At 65.8% G+C, this 18,152-nt stretch carries 20 protein-coding genes, 1 tRNA gene and 1 riboswitch; of the genes, 9 read left to right on the top strand and 12 right to left on the bottom strand.

Annotated features, from left to right (window positions below; all coding sequences use genetic code 11):
* Positions 1–49: 49 nt before the first annotated feature.
* From QX070_RS05710 to QX070_RS05685, 6 genes are all read right to left on the bottom strand, one after another.
* Positions 50–958, bottom strand: coding sequence for a transporter substrate-binding domain-containing protein (locus QX070_RS05710; protein WP_315735807.1), 909 nt, complete (start codon positions 956–958; stop codon positions 50–52).
* Between the two features lie 98 nt (positions 959–1,056).
* Complete coding sequence (locus tag QX070_RS05705; RefSeq protein WP_315735806.1) at positions 1,057–1,650, bottom strand: SCO family protein; 594 nt, start codon at positions 1,648–1,650, stop codon at positions 1,057–1,059.
* Positions 1,651–1,671: 21 nt separating this feature from the next.
* Positions 1,672–1,860: a hypothetical protein gene (locus QX070_RS05700; RefSeq protein ID WP_315735804.1), complete on the bottom strand. Its 189-nt coding sequence runs from the start codon at positions 1,858–1,860 to the stop codon at positions 1,672–1,674.
* A 132-nt stretch (positions 1,861–1,992) separates the two neighbouring features.
* Positions 1,993–2,517, bottom strand: a complete 525-nt coding sequence (locus QX070_RS05695) for a hypothetical protein (protein ID WP_315735802.1) — start codon at positions 2,515–2,517, stop codon at positions 1,993–1,995.
* Positions 2,514–2,804 carry a hypothetical protein gene (locus QX070_RS05690; RefSeq protein WP_315735800.1) on the bottom strand — a complete coding sequence of 97 codons (291 nt, stop codon included), beginning with the start codon at positions 2,802–2,804 and terminating at the stop codon, positions 2,514–2,516. The genes QX070_RS05695 and QX070_RS05690 overlap by 4 nt, the downstream gene beginning before the upstream one ends.
* A gap of 426 nt (positions 2,805–3,230) precedes the next feature.
* The gene (locus QX070_RS05685) at positions 3,231–3,590 is read right to left on the bottom strand and encodes a hypothetical protein (protein WP_315735798.1); all 360 of its coding nucleotides are present in this window, start codon (positions 3,588–3,590) and stop codon (positions 3,231–3,233) included.
* Between the two features lie 165 nt (positions 3,591–3,755).
* Here QX070_RS05685 and QX070_RS05680 point away from each other — a divergent pair, with 165 nt between their 5' ends.
* Together QX070_RS05680 and QX070_RS05675 are read left to right on the top strand one after the other, a co-directional pair.
* Positions 3,756–4,121 (top strand): nuclear transport factor 2 family protein, encoded by a 366-nt coding sequence (locus tag QX070_RS05680; RefSeq protein ID WP_315735796.1) that lies wholly within the window; start codon positions 3,756–3,758, stop codon positions 4,119–4,121.
* A 174-nt stretch (positions 4,122–4,295) separates the two neighbouring features.
* Positions 4,296–6,161: an AMP-dependent synthetase/ligase gene (locus tag QX070_RS05675; protein WP_315735794.1), complete on the top strand. Its 1,866-nt coding sequence runs from the start codon at positions 4,296–4,298 to the stop codon at positions 6,159–6,161.
* Between the two features lie 34 nt (positions 6,162–6,195).
* On the opposite strand, the gene QX070_RS05670 is transcribed toward QX070_RS05675, so the two are convergent.
* Positions 6,196–6,269, bottom strand: a tRNA-Gly gene (locus tag QX070_RS05670).
* Between the two features lie 242 nt (positions 6,270–6,511).
* Here QX070_RS05670 and QX070_RS05665 point away from each other — a divergent pair.
* The 5 genes from QX070_RS05665 to QX070_RS05645 all read left to right on the top strand — a co-directional run bounded on the left by QX070_RS05665 (position 6,512) and on the right by QX070_RS05645 (position 9,468).
* Positions 6,512–6,931 (top strand): SPW repeat protein, encoded by a 420-nt coding sequence (locus tag QX070_RS05665; protein ID WP_315735792.1) that lies wholly within the window; start codon positions 6,512–6,514, stop codon positions 6,929–6,931.
* A 224-nt stretch (positions 6,932–7,155) separates the two neighbouring features.
* The gene (locus QX070_RS05660; protein WP_315735790.1) at positions 7,156–7,728 is read left to right on the top strand and encodes a methylated-DNA--[protein]-cysteine S-methyltransferase; all 573 of its coding nucleotides are present in this window, start codon (positions 7,156–7,158) and stop codon (positions 7,726–7,728) included.
* A gap of 76 nt (positions 7,729–7,804) precedes the next feature.
* Positions 7,805–8,644 carry an AraC family transcriptional regulator gene (locus QX070_RS05655; RefSeq protein WP_315735788.1) on the top strand — a complete coding sequence of 280 codons (840 nt, stop codon included), beginning with the start codon at positions 7,805–7,807 and terminating at the stop codon, positions 8,642–8,644.
* Positions 8,645–8,696: 52 nt separating this feature from the next.
* Positions 8,697–9,056: a VOC family protein gene (locus tag QX070_RS05650; RefSeq protein ID WP_315735785.1), complete on the top strand. Its 360-nt coding sequence runs from the start codon at positions 8,697–8,699 to the stop codon at positions 9,054–9,056.
* A gap of 10 nt (positions 9,057–9,066) precedes the next feature.
* On the top strand, positions 9,067–9,468 hold the full coding sequence (locus QX070_RS05645; RefSeq protein ID WP_315735783.1) for an SRPBCC family protein: 402 nt from the start codon (positions 9,067–9,069) through the stop codon (positions 9,466–9,468).
* 16 nt (positions 9,469–9,484) lie between these two features.
* Here QX070_RS05645 and QX070_RS05640 read toward each other — a convergent pair whose 3' ends face one another.
* Both QX070_RS05640 and QX070_RS05635 read right to left on the bottom strand, forming a co-directional pair.
* Positions 9,485–10,963 (bottom strand): MATE family efflux transporter, encoded by a 1,479-nt coding sequence (locus QX070_RS05640; RefSeq protein WP_315735782.1) that lies wholly within the window; start codon positions 10,961–10,963, stop codon positions 9,485–9,487.
* A 120-nt stretch (positions 10,964–11,083) separates the two neighbouring features.
* Positions 11,084–12,190, bottom strand: coding sequence for a 2'-deoxycytidine 5'-triphosphate deaminase (locus tag QX070_RS05635; protein ID WP_315735780.1), 1,107 nt, complete (start codon positions 12,188–12,190; stop codon positions 11,084–11,086).
* Positions 12,191–12,302: 112 nt separating this feature from the next.
* Positions 12,303–12,382, top strand: a riboswitch (SAM riboswitch).
* 76 nt (positions 12,383–12,458) lie between these two features.
* Here QX070_RS05635 and QX070_RS05630 point away from each other — a divergent pair.
* Positions 12,459–13,667 carry an O-succinylhomoserine sulfhydrylase gene (locus QX070_RS05630; protein WP_315735778.1) on the top strand — a complete coding sequence of 403 codons (1,209 nt, stop codon included), beginning with the start codon at positions 12,459–12,461 and terminating at the stop codon, positions 13,665–13,667.
* An 80-nt stretch (positions 13,668–13,747) separates the two neighbouring features.
* Here the strand turns inward: QX070_RS05630 and QX070_RS05625 are convergent, their stop codons facing one another.
* From QX070_RS05625 to QX070_RS05615, 3 genes are read right to left on the bottom strand one after another with little or no spacing between them, the layout of a single operon-like run.
* Positions 13,748–14,911 (bottom strand): SGNH/GDSL hydrolase family protein, encoded by a 1,164-nt coding sequence (locus QX070_RS05625; RefSeq protein ID WP_315735776.1) that lies wholly within the window; start codon positions 14,909–14,911, stop codon positions 13,748–13,750.
* A 13-nt stretch (positions 14,912–14,924) separates the two neighbouring features.
* Positions 14,925–15,683 (bottom strand): SGNH/GDSL hydrolase family protein, encoded by a 759-nt coding sequence (locus QX070_RS05620; RefSeq protein WP_315735774.1) that lies wholly within the window; start codon positions 15,681–15,683, stop codon positions 14,925–14,927.
* Complete coding sequence (locus QX070_RS05615; RefSeq protein ID WP_315735772.1) at positions 15,683–17,032, bottom strand: OpgC domain-containing protein; 1,350 nt, start codon at positions 17,030–17,032, stop codon at positions 15,683–15,685. The genes QX070_RS05620 and QX070_RS05615 overlap by 1 nt, the downstream gene beginning before the upstream one ends.
* 323 nt (positions 17,033–17,355) lie before the next feature.
* Between QX070_RS05615 and apaG the strand changes: the two genes are divergently transcribed.
* A complete protein-coding gene (apaG, locus tag QX070_RS05610; protein ID WP_315735770.1) occupies positions 17,356–17,748 on the top strand; it encodes a Co2+/Mg2+ efflux protein ApaG in 393 nt (130 codons plus the stop codon).
* Positions 17,749–18,152: the final 404 nt, after the last annotated feature.

The raw sequence follows: 18,152 nt of genomic DNA, 5'->3' as shown, positions 1-18,152 counted from the left end.
GAGGTTCCGGGGTTCGCGTCTTCGACGCGCCCCGGAACGACGGCAAGCGCTAGAAAGGGCTGATCGAGAAGTAGCGCAGCCACAGGTCGGTGTAGCGGCCTTTTTCCCAGACCCGGAACAGCGCCCAGTTCAGCGCCTGGCGCAAGAGGTCGTTGCCCTTGCGCACGGCGATGCCGACGCCCTCGCCGAAATAGCGGCTTTCGACGAAAGGTCCACCGGAAAAGGCGCAGCAATCGCCGGAATCGGTGCCATTGACCCAGAACGCCAGCGAGATGCCGTCGCCGAAGATCAGGTCGACCTCGGCCCGGCGCAGCGCCTGCCGCAGCGCCTCGTCGTTCGGATAGGTCTTGATCTCGGCGTCGGTGAACATCGCCTTGAGGTAGGCCTCGTGCGCGGTGCCGGCGACGGCGCCGATCTTCTTGCCCTCGAGAAATTCGGGGCGGATCTCGGTCATGACGGCATCGCGGCGGGACACGAAGCGGGCGGGCGCCCGGTAATACGGATCGGAGAAGTCGGCCCGCGCCCGCATCTGCGGCGTCACCGCGATCGAGGCGATGATCGCATCGCCCCGGTTCGAGGACAGCGCATCGAGCAGGGTTTCGAACCGGCGCATCTGGACGGTGCAGGTGACCTTGATCTCGTCGCAGATCGCCCGTGCCAGATCGACGTTGAAGCCGGCCGGATTGCCGTCCGGACCGGTGAAGTTGAACGGCGGATAGTCGGTCTCGGTCAGGAAACGAATCACGGTGAGGCGCGACAAATCGGGCCGGTCGGGCCGGCGTCGCGGGTCCCAGAAGCCGGGGACGGCCTGCGGCGCCGCCTCGACGGCGGGCCGCACGGGCGCCTGGGCGCGCACCTCCGAGCCGGCTGCGGCGAGACCGAAGCAGAGCAGCGCGCTGGCGATGGCGGCGCGGGCCGCAGGCGCGGATTTCACGGGCTTTGATAAGACGGTCTGCATCAGCGGTCCCGATGGTCAGCGCCTTATAGACCATCCCGGCGCAAATTCGAGGCTGGATTCGGCCCGGAGGCGGCCGCCCGGCTGGAGCGTCAACGCGCTCAGAGGTATTTCTTGAGATCCGCCGCCGCTTCCTCGGGCGTCCGCTTCAGGTTGAACGGCGCGACGAACCGGCCGTTGCGGTCCATCAGATACACCAGGGCGGTGTGGTCCATGGTGTAATCACCGTCCTTCAGCGGGACCTTCTTGGCATAGACCCGGTACTCGGTGAGAACCTTCGCCAGGACCTCGGGATCGCCGGTCAGACCCTTCAGATGCGGGTCGAAGCTGGAGAGGTAGTCCTTCATCGCGGCCGGATTGTCGCGCTCGGGGTCGACCGAGACGAAATAGGCGTTGACGCCGTCGGCGTCCTTGCCCATCGCGCGCAGCACCTCGGAGATCTCGAACAGCGAGGTCGGACAGACGTCCGGGCAATGGGTGAAGCCGAAGAAGATCAGGGTCGGACGGCCTTCGAGGCTCTTCTCGGTGACGACGGCCCCGCTCTGGTCGGTCAGTTGGAACGGTCCGCCGATCGCGGCCGGCGCCGCGATGTTTCGGCCGCCGCCCATGATGAGGAACATCAGCGAAAGCCCGACCACGAGGCTGGCGGCAAAGGCTCCGACGATCACCAGGGGGCGGGTGGCATTGGATGGCATTGCGCGCTCCTTCATTGTCTCTCAGAAGCAGGCCTGCCAGCCGGCCGCGATCGTCTCGAAGAACACCGCGGTCCCGTACTGCACCCACATCGTCACGGCGCCGGCGACGAGCCCGATCGCCGCAACCCCAGCCACGATGGCCGAAGCGGAGGCCGAACGCCGGTCACCCGACGCGGACGGTATCTCTTGCGGCGCTGAAAGAGGCTGCATGATGACGTACTCATCGGGCGGGTGCTGGCCCGAGCGGCCCGCCCCTCGCGCTTCAGATAAGCCCCGCGGCCGGTCCAGGCAAGCGCCGCGGACGGGCAGCCGATCACCCGAAACGGCCGGTGGCCGGCGTCATCAATGGGAAGCGGAGGCCTTGGCCGCGGCCGGCGAGATGGCCGGCGCATTGGGCGCGACATGCGAGGAGGCCGGAGAGGATGCCTGGGCATCCATATAGCAGGGCTTGTACATTGCCTGCAGCTCCTTGCCCTTCAGGAAGATCATCCGGGGCGTCAGGCCGCCGCGCTGGGTGATCCAGCGGCGGATCGGCGACGGGTACATCGAGTACAGCATCTGGGTCGCCTCGGGGTTGGTGACGGCGCGGCCGTTGGCGCCGAAATCCCAGGCGGCGTGGAATCCGAGATTGGCATGCGAGGTGACGCAGATCTTCTCGTGGGGGATCGCCCCGAGCACGATGGTGCAGGCCGAGGCGCAAAGCCCGTCGATGATCACATACTCACCGGAGGATCGCAGGCCCTGGTACTTGTCGACATAGGTTCCGATCCGGCCGCCGCGGTCATCGGCGATCCGGACCACGGCCTGGCTGGCGCCGACCCCCGACAGCAACAGAACGACCGCAAGCAACCCCGTCCAGAATTTCATGTCGAGCCCCAGTTCAACCCGGCGAAACCGATCTGACCGACTTTGGTACGCGTCTTGAGATGCGCTTCTTCTGATACTTGGACTGCGGCGGGACCTTGCGACCACGAGCCCATCCGCAGAACCGGAACGCGAAAGCCAAATCCAAATCGCAAATGCAGCGTGTTTCGAGATCGTGTTTTTGTCCAGGACAGCGCGGTGACGAAAGCCAAATTCACCGCGAGTGTTGCAAGCCCGCTGCACCAATGAGTCGCTACCACCGAAAATGGCCGAACGCTGGTTCCGGACATGGCGATGGCGCCACGAGCAAGGCAGAGGCCCGGCATGATTCGCCCATCGGCGCGGCAGCGGCGTCACGGCGGCACAAACGACACTCCGGAAAAGCCCGGTGGCCGAGCTTCCGCGCGACACACGCCCCGTTGCCCGGTGACGGCGGGACGCTCACCCCTCTCATCGCCGGCCCAGGGGCGCTCGTGCGATCACGATCGTGGGTGCGGGCTCCCGCCAGCCCTGGCTGGCATGGCCGAAATCCGGAGATGCGACCAATGCAATCACAAGTTTGGACCGTGCCGAGCCCCGCCCCGCAAGCGGGCGCGGCAGGATCACTCCCAGCAGCGCGCCGTCTGATCGCGAGATGGAGCGAGGTCCGGCCGATATCGCGCTGGCAGCGGGGAGGGCGATCTGCCTCCCGACGCCCTCGGTCCCCGTGAAGTTAACTAATTATCGGGCAGCCGAATCCGCGCTCCAAACGTGACGAGCGGCGCATCGGCGGCGCTGAGCTGGATCTGCCGCTCCGGCACCTCCTGATAGCTGCCGTCTTCAATCTTTCTTAATTCATATTGCCAGACCGTTAACGTCTCGCCGCGCGCGAGCGCGTCGCGGATGCGGCTGGCGCCGCGTCCCGGCAGCTTGACGAGGTCGTCGCGCATCATGCCGATCATCGTCGGGCGCTCGCCGCGATGCAGCTCGAAGAACACCATGCGATTGGGCTTGTCCTGCGGCTTGAGCACGGTATCCGCCGTGAACAGCACCAGACAGATTGCGACGGCAATCCACTTCCAAGTGTCGGACATCATGAGACGCATTCCCCGCACCGCCTCCGCGCGTGGAGTAGTCCTCGCGCAAACAGGCGGCAACTTACAGTTCTGTCATTCCGGATGAGATGACGTTCGACGTAATCGATTCGCTGCGCGCCGGGCGCGATGATGGGCTCCTCATCGTTCACAACATGGAGAGCACCGATGACCAACCCGACCGAGATCGCCGAGAGCTACATCGCGCTGTGGAACGAACGCGATGCCGCGCAGCGTAGTGCATTGCTCGCACGTCACTGGACCGCGGATGCGCTCTATGTCGACCCGCTGATGCGCGGTGAAGGACGCGATGGGGTGGATGGCCTGGTCGCGGGCGTGCAGAAGCGCTTTCCCGACTTCCGCTTTCGCCTGATCGGCTCCGCGGACGGCCACGGTCATCATCTCCGCTTTTCCTGGGAGCTCGGCCCCGAGGATGCGGAAGCCCCGATCCAGGGCACGGATTTCGTCGAGCTGGCCGACGGCCGCATCCAGCGCGTCACCGGGTTTCTCGACAAGGTCCCGCAGGGCGCCTGACGGACGTCCCGTTCCGCCCGGCTTCCGCAGTGCGGTCGGCCTGCCGCGATGGCCGGGCTCCCATGCGCAGACGCACGACCTGTCTCGTGGTGATTGCGCTACGTCAACGTCGGATCCGGTCCGCCGCTGCAGAGCTTCTGCTTCGCGACGAGTTCAGGATCGCCGGAGACGGGCGTGCAGCAGTCAAATCCCATCGATGATCACGCCATGGCGACCGGCACGCTGGCCGCCATCACCACCTTGCCCGAACTCTGGCGCTGGCGCGTCGAACGGAGCCCGGACAAGCAGGCCTACCGACATTTCGACGCAGGAAGCGGCCGATGGGCGAGCTTCTGCTGGCGCGAGATCGATCTCGTCGTCGACCGCTGGCGGCGGGCGCTTGCGGCCGACGGCTTCGCCCAGGGTGAGCGTGTCGCCATCCTGATGCCGAACGGGATCGCGCATCTCGCCATCGACCAGGCCGCGCTCTCGCTCGGCCTGGTGCCGGTGCCGATGCATGCCGTCGATAATGCCGACAGCATCGCCTACATACTCGCCGATTCCGGTGCCCGGCTGCTGCTGGTCGATTCGGACACACGCTGGGATGAGATCGCAGCGGTCGGCGAGGCCCTGCCCGACCTGCGGCGGATCGTCTGCGCCGACCGGCGAACGACCCAGCCGACCGGCGATCCGCGCCTCGTCGATCTGGAGGCGTGGTTGAACGCAGCCGGCAACGCCACGCTTCCCGGCACCCGGATCGCCATCGCGCCGCACGACCTCGCCGCCATCGTCTACACCTCGGGCACGACGGGCCGGCCCAAGGGTGTGATGCTGTCGCACGACAACGTCGTCTCCAACCTCAAGGCCATTCATCAGCGGCTGGCGGCCGATACCGACGACGTATTCCTGTCGTTCCTGCCGCTGTCACACACGTTCGAGCGCACTGCGGGCTACTACTACCCGATCGCCATCGGCGCCTGCGTCGCCTATGCGCGCTCGGTGAAGCAGCTGTCCGAAGATCTGGTGGAGGTCCGTCCGACCATCCTGATCTCCGTGCCGCGCATCTATGAGCGGATCTACTCGGTCATCATGCATCACCGCGCGATCGCAAACCCGCTCGAACGGGCGCTGCTCGACCTGACCATCGCGATCGGCGGCCGGCGCTTCGATGCGCAGCATGGGCGCGGAACCAGACTTTCAGCGTTCGACCGAATCGCGTGGCCGCTGCTGCAACGCCTGGTCGCCGCCAAGATACTGGCTCGATTCGGCGGACGGCTGCACGTCGCCGTCAGCGGTGGCGCCCCGATCGCCGAGCCGGTGGTGCGGCTGTTCCTGGCGCTCGGGCTCGAGGTGCTGCAGGGCTACGGCATGACCGAGACATCGCCCGTCGTCAGCGTCAACACGCCTGACGACAACGACCCTCGCACCGTCGGCCGCGCCCTGCCGGGCATCGAGGTGCGCATCGGCGACAATGACGAGTTGATGGTGCGCGGCCCGAACGTGATGCTCGGCTATTGGCACCGGCCGGAGGAGACCGCGCGCACCAGGGAAGCCGACGGCTGGCTGCACACCGGCGACCAGGCCCGCATCGACGGCGGACGCATCACCATCACCGGTCGGATCAAGGACATCCTCGTCACCTCGACCGGCGAGAAGATCGCGCCCGCCGATCTGGAGACCGCGATCCTGACCGATCCGCTGTTCGAGCAGGCCATCGTGATCGGCGAGAACCGGCCGTTCCTGACCGCGATCGTCGTGCTCAACGCCAACGGCTGGGCTGAGCAGCAGGCGAGGCTCGCGGCGCACGGCCAGCGCGGCACCGAGGCCGAAGCGGCCTCTCTGCTGCGCCACATTGCGCGAGCCGCGAAGGCCTATCCGTCCTACGCGACGCCGAAGGCGGTGCATTGGACCTTGGAGCCGTGGACCGTGCAGGAAGGCCTGATCACGCCGACGTTGAAGAACAAGCGTCCGGCGATCGAGCGGAGCTTCGCGAAGGAGATCGAGGCGATCTATGCAAAACGCGCGGCAGCTTTGCGGCCATCGGCTACCGTACGAAGCTGATTTTGCAGAGCGTAGCAGCAGGACATTGCGGCATTGGAGCGGGCGAAGGGAATCGAACCCTCGTATGCAGCTTGGGAAGCTGCCGTTCTACCATTGAACTACGCCCGCGTTCGCCAATGCTTAGCCGAGACCATGCGTTTCGCCAAGCGGCTTGTTGCCGCGACACCGCCAGGCCCAAGAGTGGCGGACGCAATAGTTCTCCATCGGCCTGATCTCCGGATCGTGATCGGCCGCGACCGCCGGCTCCGGAACGGATCGGGCCGGTCGCGCTTTTGCCCGTTGGAGGCGGCGCCCCTCGCTGCTTCGCCGCGCCGTCAAGGTCCGCCGTCAATGTCCTGGGAGCTCACATCATGCAGAGCCACAGCCCCGCGTCTCAGACCGCAACCTCGAAAGCCCTCGCCATCATGGCGGGCCCGTCGGCGCTCGACCTTTACACCCTCGGCTGCGGTCTGTTCCTTGCCGTCGCGCCCTGGCTGTTCGGCTTTGTCGGCAGCGCCGGCCGGATCGATGCTGCGTTGGCGGGGGCTGCCGTCGTCGTGCTCTCGCTCGGCGGCCTCCTGGCGTTTGCCGATTGGGAGGAGTGGCTGAAGGTCGCGCTTGGATTGTGGCTGATTGCAGCTCCGTGGCTGCTCGGGTTCGTGCATACGTCGGCGATGCATGTCAGCATCACGATCGGGATCGCCGTGACCTTCCTGAGCCTGCTCGAACTGTGGCTTGCGCACGATCCTGATTTTGCTGGCGATAGGCCTGCATTGGTGAGCCAGCCGTAGCGCCTCTGGTCGATCGCACCTCGCCTGCGCGCTGCGCCGCATTCCGCGATCGCGATGCCGATGACAGAGATCGCAGACAACGATCGCAACGGGACGCTTGACAACCATCACCCAAATCAGGGCAAACCCGCCCCGGTCACGCCGCGCTGTTAACACTTTGTAAACAAAGTTGATGCGGGCGATCGTGACGATGATATGATGTGACGTGGGGTTGGGGTGGCGTCATGGGGCGTGGGTATACGATCTTTGATACGGCCCTCGGCCGTTGCGGCATTGCGTGGAGCGATGCCGGAATCACCGGCGTACAACTGCCGGAAGCACGGGAAATCGAGACGCGGCGGCGCCTGTTTCGCCAATTTCCCGAAGCGCGGGAGCAGCGCCCGTGTTCGAATATTGAACTCGCCATCGAAGGCATCACCGCCATGCTGCGCGGGCAGGAGGTCGACTTCTCCGATGTCGTGCTCGATCTCGGCGGCGTGACACCATTCAACCAGCGCGTCTATGATTGCATTCGTGCCATTCCGCGCGGCGAGACGCGCAGCGCCGACGCGATCGCAGACGAACTGCACGTTCCCAAGGCGCTGAATTCGATCGCGCAGGCGCTGAGCAAGAATGCGCTCGTGCTGATCGTTCCCTGTCACCGCGTGCGCGACATCGGCAACGGCCTCGACAAGCCGTCGCCCAACAGCGGCGTCATCTCCAAGCGGCGGCTGCTGTCGCTCGAAGGCGCACGGCCTCATGCGGGCCTGACGTTGTTCGACGCGTTTCTCGCGGTCGACCGGCCGCGCGCGTTGTAAGCGGGCGCCTCGCTGCGCGCGATATTATCTCGGACGCAGCCCTCCTCTTTCATCCGCAATGCGCTAGATTTGCAGGATGACCGCCACCATCCTGTTCGAAAGCCGTGACGTCACCGTCTCCGAGTTCCGCTGTGCGGCGGTTCCGGGCGAGCGTCCCTATGTCGAGCAGTATTCCGGCTACTCGCTGTCCTATGTGCGCAAGGGGAGCTTCGGCTGTCGGCACCGCGGCCGCTTCTTCGAGCTGGTCACCGGCTCGCTGCTGGTGGGCCATCCCGGCGATGAGTTCATGTGCACGCACGATCACGTCTGCGGCGACGAATGCCTGTCATTCTTCTTCGATCATGCGCTCATCGACGAGATCGGCGGCAACAGGCAGGCTTGGCGGGTTGGCGCGATGCCGCCGCTGCCGGAGCTCATGGTCCTCGGTGAGCTCGCGGAGGCCGTCGCCGCGCGCGAGCAGGACCTCGGTCTGGACGAGGTTGGCCAGATCATCGCCAGCCGCTTCGTCGCGACCGCCACGGGCCAGCAGGAACGGGCGGCGACGCCAAGCCTTCGTGATCGCCGGCGCGCGGTCGAGAGCGCATTGTGGATCGACGACAATGCGGCGCGCGACATCGATCTGGCGGCTGCGGCTGGTGAGGCCGGCGTCAGCCCGTTCCATTTCCTGCGGCTGTTCGCGGCCACGATCGGCGTGACGCCGCATCAATATCTGATCCGCTCCCGCTTGCGGCACGCCGCACGGCGTCTCAGCGAGGAGGATACGCCGGTCACCACCATCGCCTACGATTCGGGTTTTGCCGATCTGTCGAATTTCACCCGCACCTTCGCGCGCGCTGCCGGCGTGTCGCCGGCGAAGTTTCGCAAGGCGTCGCGCGGCGAGCGCAAGATTCTCCAAGATCATCTGAGCCGCCATTGATTGGATGATCCCAGCGCGTGCGACGGCCGCACGCGAAGCATGGAGATCATCGATGTACGATCATATCGGCCTCAAGGTCGGCAATCTGGACGCGAGCGTACGCTTCTACACATCGGCGCTGGCGCCGCTCGGCCACATCCTCTGCTCCAAGGACGAGGCGTCGGCGGGCATCGGCCCGAAGGGGGAGCCGGCGCTGTGGCTGTATCTCGACAAGGGCGCCAGCAAAGGCGCCGCCCATATCGCGTTCCGCGCCCAGGACCACGCGGCGGTCGCCAGATTCCACAGCGAGGGTCTGACGGCCGGCGGCAGCGACAATGGCGGCGCCGGGCCGCGCGCGGACTACAGTCCGACCTACTACGCCGCCTTCCTGATCGATCCCGACGGCAACAACATCGAAGCCGTGTGTCCGTGAGGTCCCGGCCATGGCATCGATTCAGAAGGACATCCCGATCGCAGCCTCCGCAGCCGCCGTCTGGGACGCCGTGCGCGACTTCGGCGCCGTTCATACCCGGCTGGCGCCCGGCTTCGTCGTCGATTGCCAGCTCGACGGCGACGTCCGGATCGTGACCTTCGCCAACGGCAATGTGGCGCGCGAACGCCTCGTCAGTTGCGACGAGGCGCAGCAGCGTCTGGTCTACACGATCGAGAGCGAACGCGTGACGCATCACAACGCGTCCGTGCAGATCATCCCCGACGGCGCGCAGGGTTGCCGGATGCTCTGGATCACCGACGTGCTGCCGCACGCCATCGCGCCCTATATCGAGCAGCAGATGGCGCTCGGCACGCGCGCGATGCAGGACGCCCTAGGCGGGCTGCGCGCCTAGACGAGCCGAGCAGCCGTCAGCCGACATGCGGAGATGGCGGGATCTGCGCCCCCGAGCCGAGCTCGGCCGCCAGCACGGCCGGGCGCAGCTCCAGCGCTGCGGCCGGCTTCGGGCCCCAGCGGGTGAGCATGACGGTGGCGAGCGTCAGCACTCCGAGCAGGACCATCGAGGACGCCGCCAGCATGAAGAAGTCGCCCTCGGTCGCGGCATGGCTCAGCAGATAGCTGCCGCCTGCGGCGATGAAGACGAGCCGCACCGTCTGTGCCAGCACCGGACCGATCACCCTGGCTGCGCCCTGCGAGGAGAAGTACATCGAGATCGCCAGGCCGATGAAGGCATACATTGGCGCTGCGACCTGAAGATAGTGCCGACCCGCGCTGCGCGCGCTCTCGTCCTGGGTGAAGATGTCGACCCACAATTGCGGAACGATCGCGATCAGCGTCGACAGCGCACCCACCGACGCGAAAGAGACCAGCCCCGCCGTCCAGGCGATCCGGCGGGCGCGCACGATTCTTTCCGCACCGATCGCCATGCCGACCATCGGCACCGAGGCCATGCCGACGGAGAACGCGACAGTGGTCACCATGAATTCGAGCCGTGCGCCGATGCCGTAGCCGGCCAGCACGGCGGTGCCGAACGATGCCAGCATGTGCGTGAAGATCGCGATCGACAGCACTGATTGCAGCGGCGAGAAGCAGGCGATGGCGCCGACCTTGAGGATGTCGGCGAACATCGCACGGCTGATCTTGAGGCCCCGCAGCTTCGGCCGGACGCGCGCGCGGCCGGAGAACAGATACCAGCCCATCACCGAGATGCTGACGCAGAACGCCAGCAGCGCGCCGGCGGCGACGCCGCGCATGCCGAGCCCGAGGCCCAGACTCAGCGTGCCGCCGAGCACGATCTGCAGCACGGCCGAGCTAAGGATCATGAACGACGGCAGCTTCATGTTGCCGGTGCCGCGCAGGATGCCGGCCATCGAGTTCATCAGCCAGGGCAGGATGGCGCCGCCGAAGAAGATCTGCAGATAGGCCGTGGCATGGCTCAGCACCGCGCCGCGGCCGCCGAGCACCTCCAGCAAGGCAGGTCCGAACACCAGCATGCCGATCATGAAGGTCGCGCCGAACAATAGCGCGATCAGCAGCGCGTGCGTGGCGAGGGTCGAGGCCCGTTCGGTGTCGCCGGCGCCGAGCGCCCGCGCGATCGCCGAGGCCACGCCGCCGCCCATGGCGCCGCCGGACATCGTCATGGTCAGGATCACCAGCGGGAACACCAGTGCCATCGCCGCCAACGCCTCGATACCGAGCCGGCCGATATAGGAGGTCTCGGCGATGACGACGCAGGTGCCTGCCGTGTTCGCGATGATGTTGGGCCAGGCCAGCGACAGCAGGGTGCGCAGAATGGGGCCGTCGACGAGCGCATTCCGAACCGGCTTCGCGATGGGCGGCAACGTACGCCCCTCGCCGACCGGACTGTCGGCCAAGCCGATCTCGGACATGCTCGCTCCCCGTTTGGCCGCGCCATCTGGCGGGACCTTTGTCGTTCCTCCTAGCACACCGCCGGGCCGCGCCCCGTGCAGCGGGCGCATTGCGGGTGCGCGGTCAGCGCGCAGCCGGGCCTAGAGGCGGAAGTGCTTGGAGAGCTTCAGGCCCTGGGCCTGGTAGTTGGAGCCGATGCGGCTGCCATACATCGCGTTCGGCCGGGCCAGCATCTTCTCATAGACGAGGCGGCCGACGATCTGGCCATGCTCGAGGATGAACGGCACCTCGCGCGAGCGCACCTCGAGCACCGCGCGCGAGCCCTGCCCGCCGGCGCCGGCATAGCCGAAGCCGGGATCGAAGAAGCCGGCATAATGGACACGGAATTCGCCCACGAGCGGATCGAACGGCACCATCTCGGCGGCGTAGTCCGGCGGCACCTGCACGGCCTCCTTCGAAGCCAGGATGTAGAACTCGCCGGGATCGAGAATGAGGCTGCCGTCGGGTCGCGCCTTGATCGGCTCCCAGAACTCCTCCACGGCATAGCCGGCGCGGCGGTCGACGTCGACGACGCCGGTATGGCGCTTGGCGCGATAGCCCACATAGCCGTTGGCATTGCTGCCGGACAGGTCGACGGAAAGAGCGACGCCGCCGACGAGATCCGCATCATCGCGATCCACGAGCCGCTCGGCCTGATGCAGCGCGATCAGTTCGTCCTCCGATAGAACCGCGTCGCGGTAGCGGAAGCGGACCTGGGACAGGCGCGAGCCTTCGCGCAGCAAAACGGGAAACGTCTTCGGGCTGATCTCGGCGTAGAGCGGGCCGTGATAGCCCGCGCCGATCATGTCGAACCGTCGCGTGCCGTCGGCGATCACGCGGGTGAACACGTCGAGCCGCCCGGTCGAGCTCTTCGGATTGGCGGCCGCGACGATGTCCTTCGGCAGCGCGAGACTCTCCAAGAGCGGCACGATGTAGACGCAGTTGGTCTCCAGCACTGCGCCGTCGGCGAGCGCGAATTCGTGCAGCTTCAACTCGTCGATGCGCTCGGCGACCGTCGCGCCCGGCCCGGGCAGAAAGCTTGCCCGCACGCGATAGGCGATGTCGCCGAGCCGCAGGTCCAGGCTCGCCGGCTGGATCTGGCTTTCGACAAAATCGTATGCGGGGATGATCAGGCCAGCCTCCGCCATCGCCACGATCATGCGATCGGGGAGGATGCCGTGGGCGTCGGGGCTGAGCGAAAACGGCAAGACCTGATCCTTTGCAGGCGCCGGAACGGCGGCTTATCGAGCCTATATAGGGTCTTTTTACCGGTTATCCGATGGCTGGCTTGACGGAAAGGCCGGTTGCGACTATGAGCACGACTTATCCCGTGGTGATTTGAGCCGGCCGGCTTGCAGCCACGTTAAATAAGTCGCTAAACAGGCCGGGGACGATTGTGATCCCGGCCGTGAGGAGTTTTCCCAGGCCGGTTTTTTTGTGCCCATCGCTGGAGGCGGTGGTCACGATGGAGGTCACATGTCGAAGTCCCCCGCGAAGGCCCCGGCGTCGTTCGCCCGCTATCGTCCTGAAACCCGTCTGGTGCATTCCGGCACCTTGCGTTCCGAATTCGGCGAGACCGCCGAGGCGCTCTATCTGACGCAAGGCTTCGTCTACGCCACCGCCGAGGAGTGCGAGGCGCGCTTCAAGGGCGAGGATCCCGGCTTCATCTATTCGCGCTTCTCCAACCCGACCACGGCAATGTTCGAGCGCCGCATGATCGAGCTCGAGGGCGCCGAGGCCTGCCGCTCGGCCGCAACCGGCATGGCCGCAGTCACCACGGCAATCCTCGCTCCCCTCCGTGCCGGCGATCACGTCGTCGCCGCCAAGGCGCTGTTCGGCTCGTGCCGCTACGTCGTCGAAGATCTCTTGCCGCGCTACGGCATCGAATCGACCCTGGTCGATGGGCTCGACCTCGACCAATGGCAGAAGGCGGTCAGGCCGAACACCAAGTCGTGCTTCCTGGAGAGCCCGACCAATCCGACGCTCGACGTGATGGACATTCCCGCGATCGCCGAGATCGCGCACGCCCGTGGCGCGCGACTGATCGTCGACAACGTGTTCGCGACCCCGATCTGGCAGAGCCCGCTCGCGCTCGGCGCCGACGTCGTGGTGTATTCCGCGACCAAGCACATCGATGGCCAGGGCCGCTGCCTCGGCGGCGTGATCCTGTCGTCGGAGGCGTTCATCGCCGAGCACATCCACAATTTCATGCGCCAGACCGGTCCGTCGATCTCGCCGTTCAACGCCTGGGTCCTGCTCAAGGGCCTGGAGACCTTGGCGGTGCGCGTGCGCGCGCAGACCGAGACGGCGGCGAAGGTGGCCGACTTTCTCGCGGCGCATCCGAAGATCTCGCGGCTGATCTATCCCGGCCGCGAGGACCATCCGCAGGCGGCGACCGTGCGCAAGCAGATGCGCGCCGGCTCGACGCTGGTCGGCTTCGAGGTGAAGGGCGGCAAGACCAGCGCCTTCCGTACGCTCAACGGCTTGAAGCTCGCGCGCATCTCCAACAATCTCGGCGACGCCAAGACGCTGGTCACGCATCCGGCGACGACGACGCATCAGCGGCTGACGCCGGAGGCACGCGCCGAGCTCGGCATCAGCGAGGGCTTCATCCGCTTCTCCGCCGGGCTCGAGCATGCCGACGACCTGATCGAGGATCTGGATGCGGCCCTGAGGGCCGCGTAGCGAATGGCCGCATAGAGAATGGCGAATAGGGCGTACCGATTGCATCCTATTCGCTACTCGCTATTCCCTACTCGCCACTCTCACATCGGCCGATAGGTCAGCACGTTGGCCGGCGTGTTGATGCCGAGCTTGACCTGGCCGACCGAACGGATGATGTCGTCGCCGAGCAGCTGGGCGAAGCAGGCATAGCCCCAATCGCTCATGTGCAGACCGTCCGAGATCACGAACTCGTTGATCGGGATCGCCTGCCGCTCGTGCCAGTCGCGCATCACCTCGAAGCGCGGGAAGATGCCGGCGTGATGCAGCTCGGCGATACGCCCGAGCAGCTTGTTCATGCGGCTGGCGTTCTCCGAGCGCTCGTTGACGCGCGGGGAATATTGCAGGTCGACCAGCACGACATCGGAGGCCGCCGCCTGGATCTTGGCGACGCCGTCATCGACCAGCTTGGCGGTCTCGGCGGGATCGAGATCGCGCAGTACGGCATTGGTGCCGACCTGCCAGATCACGAGATCCGGATGCCGGTCGATCACCGACGTCTCCAGCCGCTTCATCATCTCCGGCGCATCCTCGCCGCCGACGCCGGCATTGATGACGCTGATGTCGACCATCGGATATTGCCGGCGCAGCTGCGCGGCAAGCCGATTCGGATAGGTGTAGTCCGGCGCGCTCGCGCCATAGCCCTGCGTCGACGACGAGCCGAAGGCGACGATGACGACCGGCAGGCCGGAGGCGAGCTTGTTGGCGACGTGCGGCAGCGAAATGAAATTCTTCTTGGCGACGCCCTTCGGCGTCAGGCACGGCACGCGGTTGAAGATGTCGGTGGCCGACTTCGCGACCTGCTTGACCTTGTCGATCGCCCGCTCGGTGATGCTGCGCGACGGCGGCGTCGCCGCGACGGCCTGCCCGGCTGCAGCCGGCGGCTGTGCATCCGTCATGGCCGGCGCGGTCGTCGCCGCAGGCGGCGAGGTCGTGGCCGCCGGGCGCGCCACGGCGATCGGCCCGGGCACCTGATCGCTCGCCTGCGCCACCGTGACGTGACCGATGCTCGGTCGCAGCCCGCTGATCAGCGGAGCCTTTGGATCGGAGCTCTCCACATCGGAAAGCGCGGCGGGCGCAGCCGGCGCTGCGCTCTGCGCCCGTAGCTTCTGCGGGCTCAGCGCGAGGGCGATGGCAATGGCAATGACCGCAACGGCCGAAAGCTTCTCCCATGTCCCGGAGACGCGGTGACACTCATTCGACGTCATGAACGACATAACCCTAGTTCTGCTGCGCCGGCCCGATATGCGCCGCGTCGATGATGAACTTCGACAGCGCCCGGCCGAGGCAGTCATGAACCTGCTTGGCCAGCTCGACTCCGTGCGTCGGATTGAACAGGTCGAAATCGCCCTGCTCGTTCCATTGCCGCATGATGGCAAACCGATCGAACAGCGGAATGTCCCGGTGCTGCGCCACCACACGCATGTTGTCGACATAGGGCGGCACGGAGATCAATGTCTCCGTCCGCGGACTGTATTGCAGGTTCATCAAGACGACGTCAGCTCCCGCTTTCTGCAGCGTCGCCACACCGTCGTCGACCGCCTGCCGGAACTCATCAGGATCGATCGACCGCATGGCGTCGACCGTGCCGGTCTGCCAGATGACCAAATTAGGCCTTTTTCCTTCCACCAGTTTAACGAGATTGCCCGCGACCTCCTCGGCCGTCTTCTTGGGCTGCAGCTCGATGCTGAGATTGACGGCGACGGTTGGCAGCTTGTCCTTCAACGCAGCCTGCAGACGGGCGGGGTAGGCATTGGCGTCGGACGTGCTGACAATGGAGGATGACCTGCTTCCGACGACGAGAATATCCAGCGTGCGGCCGTTCTTGACGGCGTCTGCAACCTTCGGGAGCGGGCTCTCGGTGGTCAGCAGGTAGGCCGGCACCTCGCAGTTCTGCGGCGCCTCTTCCGCGCGCGCAGAGGCCGCCAGCGAAACAGCCAGCACTGCGATACCAAACCTTAACCACGAGACGGACTTCATCAGCCCCCTCCCGCCAGATCGGCGTTGCTGCGCGCACCTTTTCGCGTCGCGCCCTTATCGGCCTCACGCTTGTACCACGAAATCAACGACGCCACCCCCCACATGATGAGGATGCCGCAAAGGCTGATCACCGCGTGCATCATGGCGCCGCCGGACACTTCGGCAAGGACGAAGTGGCCCGCAAACGCCAGAAACACGCCGAGACAGAAGATCTCGAGCGAGTGTTGCCCACAGACAATCAGCGGACGCAGCCACGGCGACTTCAAGAGCGGCCAATCCTTGCGCAAATAGTGCACGGTGAGTGCTGCGAGTGCGAGAAAATGCGCGAAACGCAACACGTCAAGGTCGGTCTTGTCGATCGGATACATCCACTGCTCGATTCGGCGCGGCATCAGATGGCCGAGCTGCGGAATGTACCAGGTCAGGGTCACACAGAAGGCCGCGACCAGATAGGCGACGCAGAGCCCGAGCGTGATCGGCGAGTTGATGATGCGCGACATGCGCCGCGCGCCGCCGAGCGCGCACCAGGCGCCGAACACGAACAGCAATTGCCAGGCGAACGGATTGAAGGCCCAGAAGCCGTTGGGATAGGCCGTCAGATAGAGATCGAGCTCCCAGGTCACGGCATAGAGAATGACGGATAGGCCTAGCGTCACGTCGGGCCGCCAGCGCATCAGCCACAGGATCAACGGCAGGAACAACATCAGCACGATGTAGAGCGGCAGCACGTCCATATTGACGGGGCGGAAGCGCAGGATCAGCGCCTGCACGATGGTCACGTCCGGCTGCTTGAGAAAATCCATGATTCCCATCTCTTCGGTGTAGAGCGGGTTCTCGAAGCTGGTCGCGACGTAGGAGATCTCGGCGAGGAAGATCGTGAACAGGAAGACGTGGGCGACGTAGATCTGCCAAACGCGGCGCAGGATGCGCGCGGTTGCGACGATGAAACCGGCATCCTGCATCGCCCGGCCGTAGACGAACGCCGCCGTGTAGCCTGAGATGAAGATGAAGATCTCGGTGGCGTCGGAGAAGCCGTAGTTGCGGAGCGTGAACCAGGTCAGCAGGTTCGGCGGCAGATGGTCGATGAAGATCAGCCATAGCGCCAGCCCGCGAAACAGGTCGAGCCGCAGTTCGCGCTCGCCGACCGCCGGGAAGGTGATCGCAGGGACGGCGGTGGTGGCGGTGTTGGCGGGTGCAGCGGTGACGGCCGGCGCAGCCGCGACGGCAGATGCAGATGCAACCGCGGGTGCAGCCGCGCTCGCCGCAGCGGCAGTCTCCGTAGCCGGCGCGGGTGCGGCGCTGGCTGCGGGGGCGGACGGTCCGGCAAGGCGATCGACAATCGACGTCATCAGGCACCGCGTCAAAGCTGCCAGCCCTCGAGGCCCGGCAGGGGAAATGTAGGGCTGCGCAGTTTTCGCGCAAGCGATGAAGGACTTATCAGCTGGGCCGTGCCCAGTTTTTCGACCTTGGCGGACGGCTGGTGGCGATCGCACGACGCAGGACAGGGCGATCACCGCCAGGGTGCTGCCAGCCGCGCCCGATCCGAGCCCAAGGAACGGATCGCGCATACGGGCGACAGAGTCCGCGATTCTGGTGCCATAATGCGGAACTGTGTTGAAAGCACGATGGCGTCCCGATTGGTTCCGGCGCTGGTTTCCGCTACAATGCCACCATGTATCGCGCCGTGACTCGCCACATCGAAGTGACCGTCGAACCGAACTTCCTGCCTGAGAAGTCGTCGGTGGCCGATGGCCGCTGGTTCTGGTCCTATACCGTCGTCATCACCAACAGCGGGGAGGAGACGGTGCGGCTGCGCAGCCGGCACTGGATCATCACCGATGGGATCGGCCGGCAGCAGGAGGTCCGCGGCGAGGGCGTGGTCGGCGAGCAGCCGGTGCTCGCGCCGGGCGAGCGCTTCGAATACACCTCCGGCGTCCCGCTCACCACCGCGTCCGGCTTCATGGCCGGCTCGTACCAGATGGAGAGCGAGAGCGGTGAGCACTTCGACATCGCCGTGCCAGCCTTCTCGCTTGACAGCCCCGACGGCAAGCGGGTGTTGAATTAGCTGAGAAGGCATGCAGTTCGACTGCTCCCCAGTCATCCGCTCGCTGTCTCTTGTGCTGCTCTCGACGTTCAATACCTTGTCCTTGCGGCTCGCCTCGCCTGCCGATGTTTGGCCCGCTGTCGTCCCGGCAAGCTTCCGACAACGCGCCAGCGGACGAAGTGCAATACGATGGATCCTGTACTCACGCCGCACATCATCGTTCTCGCGACGCATCTCGCGTCCGAGCTTTGCCCATTCATCCGCCCTCTGCAAATAGAGGGCGCAGGGAAGGCCAGGCCTCGGCTGAGGCCTGCGGCCCGCCTGCAGAAAAAAATGCAGGCGGCAGGTACCACAGATCCTATGGGGCGGCGGGTGGTCAAGAAGGGTTAGGATTGGATTTCCGAACCATCCGGCCCTCGGAGGAT

The organism is Bradyrhizobium sp. SZCCHNR1093, assembly GCF_032381175.1.
Taxonomy (GTDB): domain Bacteria; phylum Pseudomonadota; class Alphaproteobacteria; order Rhizobiales; family Xanthobacteraceae; genus Bradyrhizobium.
This window is presented reverse-complemented; position numbering and strand designations above follow the sequence as displayed.